17 protein-coding genes are annotated in these 16,008 nt (G+C 65.3%); 1 reads left to right on the top strand and 16 read right to left on the bottom strand.

Annotated features, from left to right (window positions below; genetic code table 11):
- Window positions 1-33 precede the first annotated feature (33 nt).
- From RM530_RS05245 to RM530_RS05195, 11 genes are all read right to left on the bottom strand, one after another.
- The gene (locus RM530_RS05245; RefSeq protein WP_311364161.1) at window positions 34-288 is read right to left on the bottom strand and encodes a DUF3613 domain-containing protein; all 255 of its coding nucleotides are present in this window, start codon (window positions 286-288) and stop codon (window positions 34-36) included.
- Window positions 289-319: 31 nt separating this feature from the next.
- The gene (locus RM530_RS05240; RefSeq protein WP_311364160.1) at window positions 320-1,006 is read right to left on the bottom strand and encodes a tetratricopeptide repeat protein; all 687 of its coding nucleotides are present in this window, start codon (window positions 1,004-1,006) and stop codon (window positions 320-322) included.
- On the bottom strand, window positions 1,006-1,947 hold the full coding sequence (locus RM530_RS05235) for a type II secretion system F family protein (protein WP_311364159.1): 942 nt from the start codon (window positions 1,945-1,947) through the stop codon (window positions 1,006-1,008). The genes RM530_RS05240 and RM530_RS05235 overlap by 1 nt, the downstream gene beginning before the upstream one ends.
- On the bottom strand, window positions 1,944-2,867 hold the full coding sequence (locus RM530_RS05230) for a type II secretion system F family protein (RefSeq protein WP_311364158.1): 924 nt from the start codon (window positions 2,865-2,867) through the stop codon (window positions 1,944-1,946). Before RM530_RS05230 ends, RM530_RS05235 begins: the two co-directional genes overlap by 4 nt.
- Window positions 2,864-4,099, bottom strand: coding sequence for a TadA family conjugal transfer-associated ATPase (locus RM530_RS05225; protein ID WP_311364157.1), 1,236 nt, complete (start codon window positions 4,097-4,099; stop codon window positions 2,864-2,866). Before RM530_RS05225 ends, RM530_RS05230 begins: the two co-directional genes overlap by 4 nt.
- Before the next feature lie 4 nt (window positions 4,100-4,103).
- On the bottom strand, window positions 4,104-5,291 hold the full coding sequence (locus RM530_RS05220; protein WP_311364156.1) for a CpaE/TadZ family protein: 1,188 nt from the start codon (window positions 5,289-5,291) through the stop codon (window positions 4,104-4,106).
- A 63-nt stretch (window positions 5,292-5,354) separates the two neighbouring features.
- A complete protein-coding gene (locus RM530_RS05215; protein WP_311364155.1) occupies window positions 5,355-6,692 on the bottom strand; it encodes a type II and III secretion system protein family protein in 1,338 nt (445 codons plus the stop codon).
- Between the two features lie 52 nt (window positions 6,693-6,744).
- On the bottom strand, window positions 6,745-7,656 hold the full coding sequence (gene cpaB, locus RM530_RS05210) for a Flp pilus assembly protein CpaB (RefSeq protein ID WP_311364154.1): 912 nt from the start codon (window positions 7,654-7,656) through the stop codon (window positions 6,745-6,747).
- 14 nt (window positions 7,657-7,670) lie between these two features.
- A complete protein-coding gene (locus RM530_RS05205; RefSeq protein ID WP_311364153.1) occupies window positions 7,671-8,120 on the bottom strand; it encodes a TadE/TadG family type IV pilus assembly protein in 450 nt (149 codons plus the stop codon).
- A gap of 66 nt (window positions 8,121-8,186) precedes the next feature.
- Window positions 8,187-8,636, bottom strand: coding sequence for a prepilin peptidase (locus RM530_RS05200; RefSeq protein ID WP_311364152.1), 450 nt, complete (start codon window positions 8,634-8,636; stop codon window positions 8,187-8,189).
- 24 nt (window positions 8,637-8,660) lie between these two features.
- Window positions 8,661-8,837, bottom strand: a complete 177-nt coding sequence (locus tag RM530_RS05195; RefSeq protein ID WP_311364151.1) for a Flp family type IVb pilin — start codon at window positions 8,835-8,837, stop codon at window positions 8,661-8,663.
- Window positions 8,838-9,064: 227 nt separating this feature from the next.
- Between RM530_RS05195 and RM530_RS05190 the strand changes: the two genes are divergently transcribed.
- Complete coding sequence (locus tag RM530_RS05190; RefSeq protein WP_311364150.1) at window positions 9,065-9,898, top strand: symmetrical bis(5'-nucleosyl)-tetraphosphatase; 834 nt, start codon at window positions 9,065-9,067, stop codon at window positions 9,896-9,898.
- A gap of 244 nt (window positions 9,899-10,142) precedes the next feature.
- On the opposite strand, the gene RM530_RS05185 is transcribed toward RM530_RS05190, so the two are convergent.
- From RM530_RS05185 to rluD, 5 genes are all read right to left on the bottom strand, one after another.
- Complete coding sequence (locus RM530_RS05185; RefSeq protein ID WP_311364149.1) at window positions 10,143-10,301, bottom strand: hypothetical protein; 159 nt, start codon at window positions 10,299-10,301, stop codon at window positions 10,143-10,145.
- Between the two features lie 105 nt (window positions 10,302-10,406).
- Window positions 10,407-12,980, bottom strand: coding sequence for an efflux RND transporter permease subunit (locus RM530_RS05180; protein ID WP_311364148.1), 2,574 nt, complete (start codon window positions 12,978-12,980; stop codon window positions 10,407-10,409).
- A gap of 19 nt (window positions 12,981-12,999) precedes the next feature.
- Window positions 13,000-14,022, bottom strand: a complete 1,023-nt coding sequence (locus RM530_RS05175) for a YCF48-related protein (protein ID WP_311364147.1) — start codon at window positions 14,020-14,022, stop codon at window positions 13,000-13,002.
- A gap of 239 nt (window positions 14,023-14,261) precedes the next feature.
- Window positions 14,262-15,014 carry a peptidoglycan editing factor PgeF gene (gene pgeF, locus RM530_RS05170; protein ID WP_311364146.1) on the bottom strand — a complete coding sequence of 251 codons (753 nt, stop codon included), beginning with the start codon at window positions 15,012-15,014 and terminating at the stop codon, window positions 14,262-14,264.
- On the bottom strand, window positions 15,004-15,996 hold the full coding sequence (gene rluD, locus RM530_RS05165; protein ID WP_311364145.1) for a 23S rRNA pseudouridine(1911/1915/1917) synthase RluD: 993 nt from the start codon (window positions 15,994-15,996) through the stop codon (window positions 15,004-15,006). The genes pgeF and rluD overlap by 11 nt, the downstream gene beginning before the upstream one ends.
- Window positions 15,997-16,008 lie beyond the last annotated feature (12 nt).

Here is a 16,008-nt window from a genome sequence, read left to right as displayed (position 1 = left end):
CGATTCCGGCGACGCGAGCAACATCCCCGGCGATCAGTTGCTGCCGCCGCCGTCCTCGACAAAACGCTCCCGGTCGAAGGTTTCGGGAATCGGGTACTCGAAACTGTCCAGATAGCGCTGATAGACGCGGCTCGCAACCTCGCCCGCAAGCGGTTCGGGTGCCCCGATCGCAGCATCGTTGCTGGTCTGCAAATCAAGCCAGGCCTTGGTTTCAACACCGATGGCAGGCGTCTCCGCCACCGTCAGGGTCGACACGCAGAAAAGAACAATCGAAATCAGATAGCGCATGACTCACTCCCGTAAATTCGTTTTCGACGACTCATTGCGATCCGGCCGCGACGGTCCGCGACCGCAGAGACGCGGCCTGGCGGCGCAATACCGCCAAGGCCGCGTTGTCCAGTCCGCCCGACGCGGCCACCCGTTGCACGCCCGCCTCATCGCCGCTCAGCATCAGCAGGATCAGCAAGTTGTTGCGCGCCCGACTGTTGCCCGGCGCCAGTTCCATCGCCGTTGCCAGTTCGGTCAGCGCCGCCTCGTAGCGGCCCGCCTGCATCAGGGCATAACCGTAGTCGTTGCGCATCTCGATATCGGTGGGCCGCTGACGCACCGCGGTGCCCAGATAGTCGATGCCCGCGCTTGGGTTGCCGCGCACGTAGATCAAACCCAATCCGTGATTGGCCTCGGCCGAATAACGGCTGCGCAGCAAGCGCCGATAGATGACCGTCGCTTCGGCATTGCGCCCCAGTTCACGCAGACCCTCGGCCTCGAGCATGCTCAGCTCGTCACTGTCACCGTTGCGGTTGCGCAGGTCCTCGATGTGCGCGAGTGCCGCGTAGTACTGCTTGCGCGCGAGCATCGTTCGCACCAGATCCGTATGCACGCCGGCGACCTCATCCTCGGTCGAGGGCTGATCGATCCTCACCGACGTGTCGGTGCCGGACATCCGCTGCGGCGCGGCACAGCCGAACAGCGCGATGGACAGCAGCAGACCGGGCCAGCGCCTCATCATCCGGCCACATTCCCCAAGGCACGTACGATGGACACGAACGCGGGGCCGCCGACAAAAATCAGCAGGGCCGGAAAGAAGAACAGGATCATCACCACGGTCATGCGGCCAGAGGTGAGATTCACACGTTCGCGCAAGTCCAGGGAGCGACGTTCTTCGAGCAGCTTGAGCACGTCGAGCAGCGGCTCGCGAACCTCACCGCCGTAGCGGTCGACCTGGCGCAGCACGCCCAGCACGCTGGCCAGATCGGAAACTTCCAGGGTGTCGCTGAGATTCTTGAAGACATCGCCGGTATCGGCGCCGGCTTCGATCTGGCGTATCGCGATGCCGCACTCGCGGCCCAGTTCCGGCAGCACGCCGCGGCCCTCGCGAACCAGGCTGCCAAGCGCCTGGCGTGTCGACAGGCCCGCCTCGAACAACAGCACCAGAAGGTGGATGAACAACGGCACCTCGGCGCGAATCTTCTCGCGCCGCGCGCTGGCCGAGGAACGCAGCATCATGCGCGGCAGCAGGATCGAAAGCGCCAGCAGCGCGAAACCGAACAGCAGCCACAGCACAGGGCGCATGCGTTCGCCGAACAGCAGGTAGCCGGCAGTCAACAGGATCGCCGCCAGTACCGGTGTCAAGGCCTGCGCGATATAGAAATTGTTGCGCGCATCGACCGAGCGCCAGCCGGCCTGCGCCAGCAACTTGGGCGTCTCCTGCTTGGTGTCGACGAAATTCTCGACGCGACGGCCGCCGCTGGCGATGCTGCCGAGCAGGCGTGGATCCTCGTCCTGCGCGTCGGCTTCGGCAGCCCTGCGCTGGTGTTCGGGATCCAGTCGGCGGTTGATGCGCTGGCTCTGTCGCGTTTGCGAGAACACCACGATCAGCACCGCAATCGCGATCACGCCAAGCAGAATGGCTGCGGCCACCAGCAGTGCGAACAGTTCGGGACTCATCGGTCGGCGTCCTCCACACCACGCAGCATTCGCCACAAGACATAGACACCGGCCACCTGCAGACCGACGGCTGCCATCAGCGTGATCTTGCCGCCGGTGGTCAGCCACATATCGAGGTAATACGCCGGGTTGCGCGCCAGGATGTAAAGCGTCAATCCAATAGGGACAATCGCGAGCACCAGTGCCGAAAAGCGGGTTTCGGCCGTCAGCGCGCGCAGTTCGCGCGACGCCAGTTCACGATTGCGTATGGCGGTGATGAGGCTGCGAACCACGTTGCGCATGCTGCCGCCATAGCGGCGGTTGATCGAGGCAGCGATCGCCATGACCTTGAGGTCGCGCATCCGATAGAGGTCGGCGTACCGGCCCAGGACCTCGTCGATCGGCGCACCCAGGCGCACCTGGCGCGAAATTCTCAGGAACAGCGTCCGGATCGGGTCGTGGCTGTCGTTGGCCGCAGCGAACAGCGCCTCTTCCAGGGTGTTGCCGGCCACCAGCACACGCATCGCCGATTCCAGGAAGTCGGGCAACTGCTCCAGGATCCTGGCTCGCCGCTTCGCACCCTGGCGTTGCAACAAGCCGTAGCCCAAGACCAGCAGGATCGCCAGTGCCGCAAGCCCCACGAGCACGCCCAGCGCCAGCGGCAGCAGGATCAGCAAGACCACGAGCACAGCCAGACCGATCGTGATCGAACGCGGCGTGGCGTCCGAACCGGTGCGCCACACCAGATGGTAGACCGGCCGCAACCAGCCCTCGTCGCCGTCTTCGATCGGCGAGGGCAAACCGGCGTCCTCGCCCGCGCGCAGACGCAGCAGCACTTCTTCCTGCTTTTCCCGGCGACCCGCGCGTGCCAACAGAATGAACGCCGAGACCACCAGCGCAAACGCGGCGAGCGCAAATATCCAGATCATTTCCTGGCTCATGACGGGCCCCCTGCTGCGGCTGGGTCACGCAGATCGAGATGCCGCCCTTGCTCTGCGTCGTAGCGAAACACCGGGCGCATGCGGATCTCGCCGCGATCGAGACCCGCGATTTCGGTAATCGCCATCACCCGGCGTTCGCCGCCGGCAAGCCGGCTGACGTGCACCAGCATCTGCACGGCGCTCGCGATCTGACCGCGCAAGTTCGCCTCGCTGCCGCTGAAGCCGGCGAAACCTGCGAGCAACTCGATGCGGTGAATCGCATCCGCTGGACCATTGGCGTGAATCGTGGTCATGGAGCCGTCGTGCCCGGTATTCATGGCCTGCAACATGTCGAGCACCTCATCACCACGAACCTCACCAACGATGATGCGATCCGGGCGCATGCGCAGGGCGTTGCGTACCAGATCGCGCGCCGTCACGGCACGCTGGCCTTCGAGGTTGGGCGGGCGTGTTTCCAGGCGCACGGTGTGACCATGGGTGAGACGCAGTTCCGCTGCATCCTCGACGGTGATGATGCGTTCGGAGTTCGGAATCCACTGCGACAGCATGTTGAGAAATGTGGTCTTGCCCGAGCCCGTGCCGCCGAGCACGATGGTGTTGATCCGTCCTTCGACCCGTTCGCGCAGATAGGTCAGGGCCGCCTCGCTGATGCTGCCGCTGCGGATCAGGTCGGCCGACGACAGCGGCTGCTTGCGGAACTTGCGGATCGACAGGCAGGGACCGTCGAGCGCAACCGGCGGGATGATCGCGTTGACGCGCGAGCCGTCCGGCAGACGCGCATCGACCATCGGCGTGGACTCGTCGATGCGGCGCCCGATCGGCGCCAGGATGCGCTGGATCACGCGCAGCACGTGGTTGTCGTTGTTGAAGCGCACCGGCACACTGTAGAGACGGCCGGCGCGCTCCACGAACACATTGTTCGGGCCATTGACGACGATATCGTTGACCTCGTCATCCTCGACCAGCGACTGGATCGGGCCATAGCCGACCAGTTCGTCCAGTGCGTCCACGGCCAGGGCCTCGGATTCGCGCTGGTTGACCGGCAGCCGCTGCTCGACCACATAGCGCCGCACATTGTCGAACACGAAGCGCTCGACGCGTTCCGCCGGCCAGGCATCGATGTCCAGGTTGCGCTCTTCGATCAGCGCGATGATGTGCCGATGCAGACTGGCCTTGAGCGTCTGGTACTGGTCGCTGAGTCGAAAGCGTGCGAGTTCTGGATTGGCCGTCATCGCATCACCCGAACAGCTTGCCGATCAGACCGCTGGCTGGCGCCGCAGCGGTCTCGGCACCGGTCTTGAGCGCCTTGACCACCGCGCCCACATCAAGGCAGTACGGGTCCTTGGGCGCCAGGGAATACAGCGATTCGCCCGAATTCATCGCCTGGATGCGGGTGGCGCTCTGCCCGGACAGCGTGGCGAACATCGGCAGGTCCAGCAGCCGCGCCAAGTTTTCCGGATCCAGACCGATGCGGCGGCGGAACCGATCGACGACCACTACCGTACGATCGAGCGCGCAGTCCTTGAGCCGCAGCGCCCGCAGCAGATGCTTGCTGTGACGCGAGCGCAGAATCGACTGGTCGCTGAGCATCAGCGCGCGATCGGACTGACCAATCAAAGTCGTCAGCGCATCCAGCGGCAGGGAACCATCCAGCGACAGCACGATGACCGTGAACAGCCCACGCAGAACCTCAACCAGCTTCAGGAAGTCATCGACCTCGAACTGCGGGCGCCCCACCAGGTCCTCGGGCAGGGACAACACGTAGATCCCGGACTCGTGGCGTGAAAAGGCCGTGTCGACCAGGGTCTGGTCGCAACGGTAGACGTCATTGACGGCGTCCAGCACGCTGTACGACTGGTTGAGATTCAGGAATACCGAAGCCGAGCCCGGCGGGCAGGCCATGTCCATCAACAGAATCCGCTCATCGGAAACAGCACCACCGGCAAAACCGAGCGCCAGATGCTCGGCGAAGAACGCGATGCCATCGTAGGGCTGCGCCGCGAACGTGGTGTAGAGCTTGCCCTGTCCGGTGCTGCGCGGCGCCGAAACCACGGTGCGGCGCAGAACCTTGGACAGCAGCACCGACAGGTTCTCGTCGTCGCGCCGCAGCACGAAGAAGTCGCGCGCACCGGCACGCATCGCCGCCAGCACGATTTCGGGCCGTCCTTCCGCGCCCAGACCGACCACCGGCACCTCCGGGTAGCGTTCCAGCAGACGCTCCACCATCGTCGCGCGCTGCGGCGAGGAGCCGCCATCGAACTCGAACAGGGCGATGTCGATTTCGCCGAGATTGGCGACGCGCTCCAGCAGGTCCTCGGCATCCAGCGGACGCACCCACGAGAATTCCACGGCCTTGCCGACCGCGCTCTGCAGCCAGCTCAGATAAACCGGATCATCGGCGACGACAATGCCATGCGTCTTCACAAACGAAGCTTCCCTGTCGTTCTCGAATGGATCACTCTCGGCACGGGCTGGGGACGAGGCCGCTCAGCGGCCAAATCCGAACTCGGCTTCGTCAAAGTCTCCGCGTTCCTGGAAGATCAGCTGATCGAAGCGCGGACGATAGGCGTCGTAGCGCTCACCCGGCAGCGGCGGCAGACGCGCCTCGCGACGCATCGGACGCACCAGATGCGGCGTCACCACCATGATCAGTTCCTTGTCGTTGCGCGACACCGTGGTGGACTTGAAGAAGGCGCCGAGTATCGGCACGTCACCCAGCCACGGCACCTTGTCGACATTCGACAGCATGTTGCTGCTGACCAGGCCGGAAATCACGAAGCTCTCGCCATCGCCGAGTTCCACCGAGGTTTCGGTGCGCCGCACGTTCAGCGCGGGCACCGCCACACCGCTGATCGAGATGCCGGCCGAGTAGTCGAGTTCGCTGACCTCCGGCGCCACGCGCAGCGCGATGCGCTGGCGCGACAGCACCGTCGGCGTCAGGCTCAGACGCACGCCGAATTCCTTGTACTGAATGGTGATGCCGCCGGCCGAGGCACCGCTTTGGGCCACCGGAATCGGGAACTCGCCGCCGGCGAGAAAGCTCGCCGTCTGGCCGCTGGTCGCGGTCAGGCTGGGTTCGGCCAGGGTACGCGAAAGACCACGCCCTTCGAGCATGCTGAGTACACCGAGTATGCCGTTGGAGGCATCGCCGATCACCAGATTGAAGGCGTTCTGCAAGGGCACGAACCCAGAGGAACTGTTGAGGGTGAAGCCGGAACCATTGCTTTCGACGCCGCTGAGCGTGCCCGGCGGCGCCAGTCCGGCGGTGGTGTTGGCGGTGTTCTTGAACACGTTCAGACCGAAGCGCTGCGCCGTGGTGCGATTGACCTCGGCGACGCGGATTTCGGTGCTGACCTGGGTTTCCAGCGGGATCGTGCTGCTGTCGCTGACCGGCGCTTCGGCGCCGCCCTGAGCGGCGCTGAGCGCACGATGATGCGCGGCGAGGTTCGGCAGGCTGCCGGACAGGCGGCGCCCGGTGTCGATTTCGGCGCCCGCCAGTTCCGGATCGGGCGTGCGCGAGGCCAGCGGATCGGACGGCGGGCTCACGCGCACACGCAGTTCGGTGGGCTCGGCCGCGCCCTGTTTCCAGACCATCAGGCTGGTGATGCCCTGCGCCTTGCCGGTGACCAGCAGTTCACGCCGGTTGATCACATTGACATCGGCGATCGCCGGGTCGCCGACCGCGACCCGGATCACGCTGGCCTGTTCGCGCATCAGCTTGTGCGCCCCCACATCCACCTGGACGAGGCTGGGCACCGCCGCGACCACGGCGCCGGCCCAGAGCATCCCCCCGAACAACAGCGTTCCTAGAACTCGCTTGATCATGACTGGCCCTTCTGAGTATTCGTCGATGTGGGTCGGGATTCGAGCCTGCGGCTCATTCGTACACCGTCTGCACATCGGTGCCGCGATACACGTAAACCTTGTGCCGGGGCTTGAGCTGCGCGGGCGGTGGCTTGACCGCCGTCAACTGCTCCGCGGTGATCGCCATGTCCGGCACCTTGTTCGCTGCGTCTGCGGCCTTGGCCTGCTCCGTCATCGGCAATTTACCGGTGGCCTCGACCGCTTCGAGGTCGGCCATCGTCACCTCCGGCACGCCCAGGCTCTGCCCGTGCAGCGCCAGACGCACATCGCCCAGGCTGATGCCGAGCATCAGACGGGTCGTATCGTCTTCGGGGACGGCCACTACCGCGGTGCGCTGGCGGCGGCGCTTGTCGGCATCCTCTTCTTCGAGCCCCTCGGGCCTATCGATGATGCGCTCCTCATAGGCCAGTACGCGGATGTCCTTGAGCAGGATTCGCGACTGCGCCCTGGTGTCGCCGCTGCCCCGCACGTACATCAGCACATCGACGATATCGCCGGGCCGCAGGAAACCGCCGACGGCGATCACCTCGGAGATTTCCATCGAGATCGCGCGGTGGCCTTCGGGTATCACCCGCGCCAGGGCGTTGCCCTCCTGGAAATAACGGCCGGTGACCGGCGCGCCGGCATCGATATCCAGCAGCGGCACCTTGCCGACCACCTGGTCGAGTGTGGTGAAGTGGCCTTCCGGCAGAACCGCGACCGGCGCCACCAGCACGGACTCCCGATCGATCGGCTTGTAGGCCGCCAGCGGCCTGGTCGCCACCACCGCCAGCGTCTTCGGTTCGGACGGTTCGGTCTGAGCGGGCGCCGCGGCCTGCTGATTCCTGGCCGCGTACTGGCGGCTGATGTTGTAGGCGGCAAACGCGAGCACGATGGCGAGCACCACGGTGACCGCGGCGACAATTCTCAAGGCTTTGCTGCTCATGTCCTGTCCTTGCGTCAGATCGTGGCGGCGGCGGTCGCCACCACGTTGTCAGGAAAGCGCGGGACCGTGCCGACCAGCGGCAGGTCGATCACGGGGAAAATCGGTGTGGGGGCGCCGGTATTGAACTGTAAGCGAACGATGATCGTCGGCACGACGGCATCCTCGCTCAGCGCGGGCACCACCGTCAGCCGCGCCAGTTGCGCGGCCGTCATCCAGGACAGGCTCTGTCGCGCCGCGGCTTCGGCGGCCGCGTAGACGCGGGTGGTGTAGTCGTCCTCATCGTCATCCGGGGCCACGGCCACGGCGGCCTCGGCACCCACCTGCGCGGCGTAGTGCACCGCGGTGGTGACGAAGAACAGATAGGAATAGGTGATCACGCCGTAGACCAGCAACAACAGGATCGGGAAGACGAACGCGAATTCGACGGCGACGGCGCCACGTTCCCTTTTGTGAAGAAACCCCATCCTTAGGCCTCCCAATCTGAATACAGAAACGGCATCGGCTTGAGCGCAGGCCCAGCGAACACAATCTCAGGCAAACACAATCGCCGGTCCATCGAACAGCACAAACAATGCCCCGATCGCCAGAGCCGGCCCCGCCGGGATTCGGCGACGCAGGGCCTGCCTGCCGAGGCGAATCCTCAACAAATAGCTCAGACTCGAAACCCCAAGCACCAGCGCCGACGCCAGCAGCGCCCAGAGCACGCCGGGCAAGCCCAGCAAGGCACCCAGCGCCGCGGCGAACTTGACGTCACCGGCCCCCAGCATGCCGGCCGCGTACCCGGCCAATGGTAACAGGCCGCCGACGACGAATCCGAGTCCACAGCTCAGCGGGCTGGCGCCGAGAATGCCGTGCCCCTGAACCGCGAGCGTCAAGACGGCAGCGGCCAGGCCCAGCAGCACCATCCAGTTCGGAATCCGGGCGGTGGCGGCGTCGAAGACGCCGATCGCCACCGCCCAGAGCCCGACTACGATGCCCACCGGGCAACGACCTGAGAACCTACTTTACGTAGGAACGTCAGGCACCTTATTGGCAACATCAGTGAACAAAGTGCCCAGGTCGGTGCCCAGCAAGGTAAAGGCCGCGATCAGCACAACCGCAATCAGGCCGACAATCAAACCATATTCAATCGCGGTGGCGCCTTCCTCGTCCCGCAGAAACTGCTTCATTTGCTTCAACATCGTTCGACTCCTGTCAGAAAACCCGAGAACATGGGCGCTTTGCACCCGCAGGCCTATAATCGACGTGCCCCGCTGCGGCGTCAAAGCAACTGACAGCGCCGTTTGCTACCGCTTGTCGGCCTCGGCGCAAGTCGCCGCCGTTGGCACCGTTACGGACCACCGCCCGTCGGCGCCGACGCTCTCCCACCCGCCGGCTGCCGAGGATACAGCAGCGAACCCACATCGAAATGAGCACCTACGCCATCGGCGATCTTCAGGCTTGTCACGACGAGCTGCAGAGACTGCTGGAAACACTGCGGTTCGACCCGGCCGCCGACCGCTTGTGGCTGGCCGGGGATCTGGTCAATCGCGGCCCCGATTCGCTCAAGACCCTGCGCTTCGTGCGCTCTTTGGGCGATTCCGTGCGCGCCGTGCTCGGCAATCACGATCTGCATCTGCTGGCCTGCGCGGCGGGCACCGAGACTCCAGACAGCAAGGACACGTTTCAGGCCGTGCTCGACGCACCCGACCGTGACGAGCTGCTGCACTGGCTCGCGGCCTGCCCCTTGATGCTGCAGGACGAAACCCTGGGCTGGTCGATGCTTCATGCCGGGCTGGCGCCGCAATGGACGCTGCCACAGGCGCTGCGTCTCGCGCGTGAGGCACAGCAGACGCTGCAGGGACCCGATGCTGCCGATTTCTTTCGGCACATGTACGGCAACGAGCCCTCGCTGTGGGACGAGCGCCTCGAAGGCCACGCGCGCAGCCGCTTCATCGTCAACTGCTTCACCCGGCTGCGCTATTGCCGGCCGGATGGCAGCCTGGCGCTACGCGCCAAGGCGGCGCCGGATGCCGCCCGGACCGACCTGATCCCGTGGTTCGCGATGCCGGGCCGCGCCAGCCGCGGGCAGCGCATCGTCTTCGGCCACTGGTCCACGCTGGGACAGGTGGCCTGGCCGGAACATCAGGTCTGGGGGCTCGACAGCGGCTGTGTCTGGGGCGGCGCGCTGACCGCGCTGGCGCTGGAAAGCGGCGAAATCACGCAATTGGCGTGTGAGGGCTATCGCAGGCCGGGCGGCTGAGCGCCGGGTCGCTGCAAAAACCGGGGGTGAGCTTGCGCAAGGCAGGCAAGGCGAGTTCCAGATAAACATCGGGACGCCGCTGCATGGACCGATACCGCTTCGCGGCTGATGAGTCGCTTGAGCCGCGAATCGGGCATCGCCGCCAATTCCACTCCATTCCACCCAATCCATCCACCGGCCGGCCCAGCAGGGTTTCGAGCTGGCTCTTGAATCCGAAATACCGGCGCAATGCGCTGCCGTCGATTCAATCGTCAAATTCGACGCCGAAATCGGCGTCACTGCCCGCATCAAGGAAATCACTACGCAGGATCGAGCCGAAGGCGTCCAGGCGGGCGATTCCAGACTGCGTGCATATTGCCGCAATCCGATCCTGATTGCGCAGTAACGGTTCATTCAGAGCCATGACTCTGCTCCAACACTCGGCCGCCGAAGTGTACACCGCCCCATGGAGCCCGCCGCACTCACAGCCGGCGCGCTCCGCGCCCGCCGTTGCGACAGCCCGGAACGTTCAACCGTTCGGCAACTTCATGATGAAGCGCGCATAGGCCGGCAGCAGGATCACCGCGCCCAGCATGTTGGCGGTGAACATCACCACCAGCAGCAGGCCCATGTCGCGCTGGAACTGGAGATCGGACAGCAGCCAGGTGGCGACACCGCCGGCCAGGCAGATGCCGGTGAAGATCACGGCCTTGCCGGTCTGGCGCAGGGTCTCGAAATAGGCTTCGCGCAGGGTCCGGCCCTTTTGGTAGATCTCGTGTTGCAGCACATCGTAGATGTAGATGCCATAGTCCACGCCGATGCCGACCGCAAGCGCGACCACCGGCAGCGTCGCCACCTTGAGTCCGATGCCGAACATGGCCATCAGGGCATTGGCGAGGATCGACACCATGACCAGCGGCAGCACCACCGCGATCAGCGCAGACAGCGAACGGTAGGACAGCAACAAGAAAATCGTGATCACGACGTAGACCCAGAAGATCGTGCCGAATTCCTTGTCCTCGACCACCTCATTGGTCGCGGCCATGACGCCGACATTGGCCGAGGCAATGGCGAAATTGACCGGGCAGGCCTTGTCCAGGCCGGCGTAGTCCTGCTTGAGCTTGTCGAGCTTCTCCTTGCGCTCGGCAACGCCGGAATCCTTGTCGACGCCCTCGTCGTCCATGCCGCCCTTGCGCAGGGCGGCCGTGTAGCGCGCCAGCTCCGTTTCGGCGATACCGATTTCGCGACGCGTCCCGGTCTTGTTGGCGCAGTACGCCGCTTCGACATCCTGATGCGTTTCGAAGAACTCCGCGTCGTTTTCAGCCTGGAAGCGTTTCACTTCCTCGACGATGTGCGCGATCGTTTGCGCCTTGTGGTCGGCCGTGAAGATCAGCACGGCCATGGCCGAGCAATCCGGATTGAGCAGGCCGGTCGAGGTGGGTACCGGCGAAATCGCCTGCACCATCACGTAGTGATTGCGCGGCAGCACCAGATATTTCGGGTTGGCTTCCGAGAACGCGGAGTTCACCTGCTTGGCAACCTGCGGCAGGGAGATGGTCGACTGCACGCCGGGCGTGTTCTGCATGCGCCAGGCGAAGCGGTCGATCTGCTCCATCACCTTGTACTTGATGCAGGCTTCGGGATCGGTTTCGGCGATGATCTTGAGGATGTCGACACCGATCGCGAAGTTCTGGGTGATGGCGTAGGAATCCTGGTTGTAGCGGGACTCCGGACGCAGTTCGGGAACGCCGACCTGGGCGTCACCGATGATGCGATCCTGCTGCTTCCACCACGAGAAGCCAAGCACGCCGGCACTGATCACGACCAGCACGACGGCCACGCTCGGCTTGGTCACGACCGTCATCGCGCGCCACAGCCTGTCGCCGGCGTCGAGCTTGGCCTGACGCTTCACGCGGAAGCTGTCCACGTCCTTGACCGACAGGTAGGACAGCCAGATCGGCATCATCACCTTGTTGGTGACGATGATCGCGAGCATGCCGAACGAGGCATTCCACGACATTTCGCGCACGATCTCGATCGGCACCAGCTGGATCGTGAGGAAACCCGAAAGATCGGTGATCAGGGCGATGATGCCGGGAATCGCCAGCCGTCGGTAGGTTTCCACCGAGGCGTCGTAGCTGTTGCGCCCGCGGATGACCTCGTCGGCCCAGGTGTTGACGTATTGCACGCCGTGACTGGTGGACACCGCCAGCACCAGGAACGGCACCAGGATCGCGAACGGATCGAGCCCGAAGCCGAACAGGCGCAGCAGGCCGAATTCCCAGATCACGGCGACGATCGAGCAGCCCATCGGCAGCAGCGCCAGACGGAAGCTGCCGAGGTACCACCACAGCGCCAGCATCGTGCCGAACACGGCGATCAGGAAGAACCCGACCACTTCCATGGTGGCATCGGTGACATCGCCGACGACTTTGGCAAAACCGACGATGTGCACCTTGATGTCATCGGTTTCGTACTTTTCGCGAATCTTCTCCAGATCCGCCGCAACCTTCTGGTAGTCCAGCTTGTCGCCGCTGATGGGATCGGTTTCGAGCAGTTCGGCGTAGACCATGGCGCCATTCTGCGTGGAGGACACATAGCGCCCGATCACGCCGGCCTTGGCGACGTTGCCACGCACCAGCCTGAACATCTCCGGAGTCGGCTGGTAGTCTGCCGGGATCACGTTGCCGCCGCGGAACCCGCCCTCCACGACTTCGAGGTAGCGCACGTCCGGCGTGAACAGCGAGGACACGCGCGAGCGGTCCACGCCCGGCAGGAAGAACACCGCGTCGGTGACGGCCTTGAGCTTGCTCAGGAACACTTCGTTGTAGATGTCACCGTCTTTCTGCACCAGCGCGACGAGCACGGTGTTGGCGCCACCGAACTCGGTCTCGTACTGCTTGTAGACGTGCATGTACTCGTGTTCGAGCGGAATCGACTTGTCGAAACCCGCATCGGGACGCACCTGCAGCGTCTCCCACAGAAAGAACGCGGTCAGCAGCGCCAGCAGGATCAACACCAGCCTGCGACGGCCATAGATGATGGGGATGACGGCGTCGAGCATCTTCTCCGTCACCGGGTTCGGCTTCATGTCGGTCGCCATTGGTGGGGCCCTGGCTCTCTTATCGGTTGAGGCTCAAGCGAGCGGCGCCGGCGGTGCCGACCAGCAGCAGGCCGTCCCCGATCGGGGTCGCCGCTGCCAGACTGTCGGCACGGCCGGTCGATTCACGGGCAAGGATCCGGCCCTGCGCGTCCAGTTCCAGCACCTGACCGTTGAGGCCCACCAGGGCGTAGCCACCGCCCGGCAGCCGCGTGCCGCCGAAGAACGACGCCACGGTCTGCGTGTCGAGCGTGGTCCAGCCGTCCACGCCCTCGGACAGATCCCGCGTGTACAGCACGTTGCCACGCATGCCGTAGACCAGCACACCGTGCTCGCCGAACGGCAGGGCGCCGAACAGGGTGCCGTCGTACGGTGACTCGAACCGGGTCCAGGTCGCTCCCTGATCCCGCGAGAACCCCATCATCGTGGACTCGCCGGCAATGAACAGCGTGCCGTCGGCGAGCTGCGTGATGCCGTTGAAATGCAGTTCCTCGTCGCGGATGGCCGGGGCATCGACCGGTTCCCAGGACAGGCCCGCATCATCGGTGCCGACCATCATTCCGTAGGCGCCCACTGCATAGCCGCGCTGCGCATCCAGGAAATACAGGTCCAGGAACGGCTGCTCGAGTTCGGGCTCGAAATTCTGAAGACTCCAGGTGCGGCCACCATCTTCGGTGTGCAGGATCACTGCATCGTGCCCCACCGCCCAGCCCTGCTCGTCGTTGACGAACTGCACGGCCGTGAGCGGTGCACGCACCGGGACCTGGACCTGGGCCCAGGCCTTGCCGTCATTCGAAACCAGGATGTCGCCGCGCTCGCCGACCGCGACGAAGTGCTTGCCGGTGAAGCCGACATCCAGCAGCAGACTCTGATCGGCCCGGCTCATGATTTCCGCCGGCCGCGGCTGCACCGGCGCGCTGGGCCCGCCGTCCTGTGCCGCGGTCACGCCCGCCGCCGCGAGCAGCGACAACCCGGCAAGTCCGGCCCTGAAACCGGAACGCCGCGCGATGCGGCCGACATGATTCCCCGAATGAGCGATACGCACGGATCGCCTCTCCTCGCAGTGGTGTCTTGTGTCATTTTGGCGACTCATGCGCCCGCGTACCGGCAGGCTTTGAATCGATCCTTCTCGATGCCTTGATGCGGAATCCATTCACGGCCACCAAACGGTGGCGTACGGTAGCTGGTGCCGCATCCTAAACTGATTCGCCGCTTCATGCTCGCGCGTCGATAACGGTATCTGAAGATGCGCAATATCGCCCGATCAGACGCGCCACGAACCGCTCACCGCAGGGCGATGATCGCCGCAAAGCGCCCCGTCGTTCCATCGCGCCTGAACGAATAGAAGCGCTGCGGTTCGCTCCGGGTCGAGCCTTCTGCGCCGTAGACGCGCGAAACGCCGGCAGCGCGTAGACGGATGCGCGCAAGCGCATGCAGATCCGCCTGATATTTGCCCGGCCGGCCGGGCCGAAAAGCACCGGCACAGTCGGCGTCCCGCTCGACGAACATCTTACGAACCTCCTCGCCGACCTCGAAATCGGCCGGCCCGATCGCCGGCCCCATCCAGGCAATCAAGGTATCCGGCAAGACCGGAAGCGCGGCGACCGTGGCTTCCAGCACGCCCGCGGCCAGGCCGCGCCAGCCGGCGTGCGCGGCGGCGACGACGCCAGCCGCGTCGTCGCACAAGAGCACCGGCAGACAGTCCGCCACGAGCACGGCGCAAGCGACGCCGCGCTGGGTCGTGTAGCAGGCATCGGCTTCCAGCATGCCTGCCGCATTGGGCAGACGCACGACGCGGCAAGCGTGCACCTGCCTGAGCCATTGCGGCATCGGCAGGCCCGCCGTCTCGATCAGGCGGCGCCGATTTTCGGCGACGGCACGCGGATCGTCGCCGACATGCGCGCCGAGATTGAGACTGTCGAACGGCGGGGCGCTGACCCCGCCCAGCCGCGTGCTGAGCACGGCATTGACGGCGGCCGGCGCCGGCCATTGCGGCCGCAGCAGCGTCGGCGAGGCGCGGTGTGGCTCAGTCGCCACGGTCCGGCGATTCGGCGGCCAGTACGGACACGAGTGTGGCCATGTCCGGCGGCAGCGGCGTCTCGACCTCGATGTCGGCTCCGCTCAAGGGGTGCCGAAGATGCAGCAGCCGCGCGTGCAGCGCCTGTCTCGGAAAGCGGGCCAGCGCTTCGCGGACCGCCGGCGCGAGCCCCGGCCCGCGAATCTGCCGGCCGCCGTAGGTCGAATCGCCGACGATCGGGTGATTCAGGTGTTTCATGTGCACGCGAATCTGATGGGTGCGCCCGGTCTCCAGGCGAACACGCAGCCAGGTGTGCGCAGCGAACCGCTTCTCGACCCGAAAATGCGTGACCGAATCGCGGCCGTCGTGCACCACGGCCATGCGCGTGCGGTGCTGCGGGTCGCGCCCTATCGGCGCCTCCACGGTGCTGCCCGCCGTGACCCGGCCAGAGACCACGGCGTCGTACTCGCGGCGGATTTCACGGGCTTGCAGCATCCGCACCAGCTGGGTGTGCGCGGCCACGCTCAGCGCCACCACCAGCAGCCCGGAGGTGTCCTTGTCGAGGCGGTGCACGATGCCCGCGCGCGGCACCCGGTCGGTCTTGGGGAACCGGTGCAGCAGCGCGTTCTGCAAGGTGCCGTCGGCGGCGCCGGCACCGGGATGCACCGTCAGTCCCGGCGGCTTGTTGACGATCGCCAGGTCCTCGTCTTCATGGAGCACGTCGAAATCCAGTGCCTGCGGGCGCACCCGCGTATCCGGGGCCTCCACGGGCCTCAGTTCCAGCGTATCGCCCTCCGCGACCGCGTCGCGGCGACGCGCCACCGGCGCGCCATTGCAGCGCAGGCGACCCTCGTCGATCCAGGCCTGCAGACGCGCCCTCGAAAAAGAAGGGAACAGACGCGCCGCGGCCTGGTCCAAACGCCATCCGTGCATCTCTGGCGGCACGCTGGCGATGTGATCCTCGGCCCCGGACCTATCCGCTATACTCGTCGGCTGACTCAATGTCGATCTCGA

It is taken from the genome of Banduia mediterranea, from assembly GCF_031846245.1.
Classification (GTDB): domain Bacteria; phylum Pseudomonadota; class Gammaproteobacteria; order Nevskiales; family Nevskiaceae; genus Banduia; species Banduia mediterranea.
The sequence above is the reverse complement of the archived record's forward strand: the minus strand, read 5'-3'. Positions and strand labels throughout refer to the sequence as shown.

What these genes read in the sequence shown, in the direction of transcription:
- RM530_RS05190 (WP_311364150.1), top strand. Translation starts at nt 9,065, where the DNA reads ATGAGCACCTACGCCATCGGCGATCTTCAGGCTTGTCACGACGAGCTG.
- cpaB (WP_311364154.1), bottom strand. Translation starts at nt 7,656, where the DNA reads ATGAGCAGCAAAGCCTTGAGAATTGTCGCCGCGGTCACCGTGGTGCTC.
- RM530_RS05215 (WP_311364155.1), bottom strand. Translation starts at nt 6,692, where the DNA reads ATGATCAAGCGAGTTCTAGGAACGCTGTTGTTCGGGGGGATGCTCTGG.
- RM530_RS05195 (WP_311364151.1), bottom strand. Translation starts at nt 8,837, where the DNA reads ATGTTGAAGCAAATGAAGCAGTTTCTGCGGGACGAGGAAGGCGCCACC.
- RM530_RS05225 (WP_311364157.1), bottom strand. Translation starts at nt 4,099, where the DNA reads ATGACGGCCAATCCAGAACTCGCACGCTTTCGACTCAGCGACCAGTAC.
- RM530_RS05235 (WP_311364159.1), bottom strand. Translation starts at nt 1,947, where the DNA reads ATGAGTCCCGAACTGTTCGCACTGCTGGTGGCCGCAGCCATTCTGCTT.
- RM530_RS05230 (WP_311364158.1), bottom strand. Translation starts at nt 2,867, where the DNA reads ATGAGCCAGGAAATGATCTGGATATTTGCGCTCGCCGCGTTTGCGCTG.
- RM530_RS05185 (WP_311364149.1), bottom strand. Translation starts at nt 10,301, where the DNA reads ATGGCTCTGAATGAACCGTTACTGCGCAATCAGGATCGGATTGCGGCA.
- RM530_RS05180 (WP_311364148.1), bottom strand. Translation starts at nt 12,980, where the DNA reads ATGGCGACCGACATGAAGCCGAACCCGGTGACGGAGAAGATGCTCGAC.
- RM530_RS05240 (WP_311364160.1), bottom strand. Translation starts at nt 1,006, where the DNA reads ATGAGGCGCTGGCCCGGTCTGCTGCTGTCCATCGCGCTGTTCGGCTGT.
- RM530_RS05245 (WP_311364161.1), bottom strand. Translation starts at nt 288, where the DNA reads ATGCGCTATCTGATTTCGATTGTTCTTTTCTGCGTGTCGACCCTGACG.
- RM530_RS05205 (WP_311364153.1), bottom strand. Translation starts at nt 8,120, where the DNA reads ATGGGGTTTCTTCACAAAAGGGAACGTGGCGCCGTCGCCGTCGAATTC.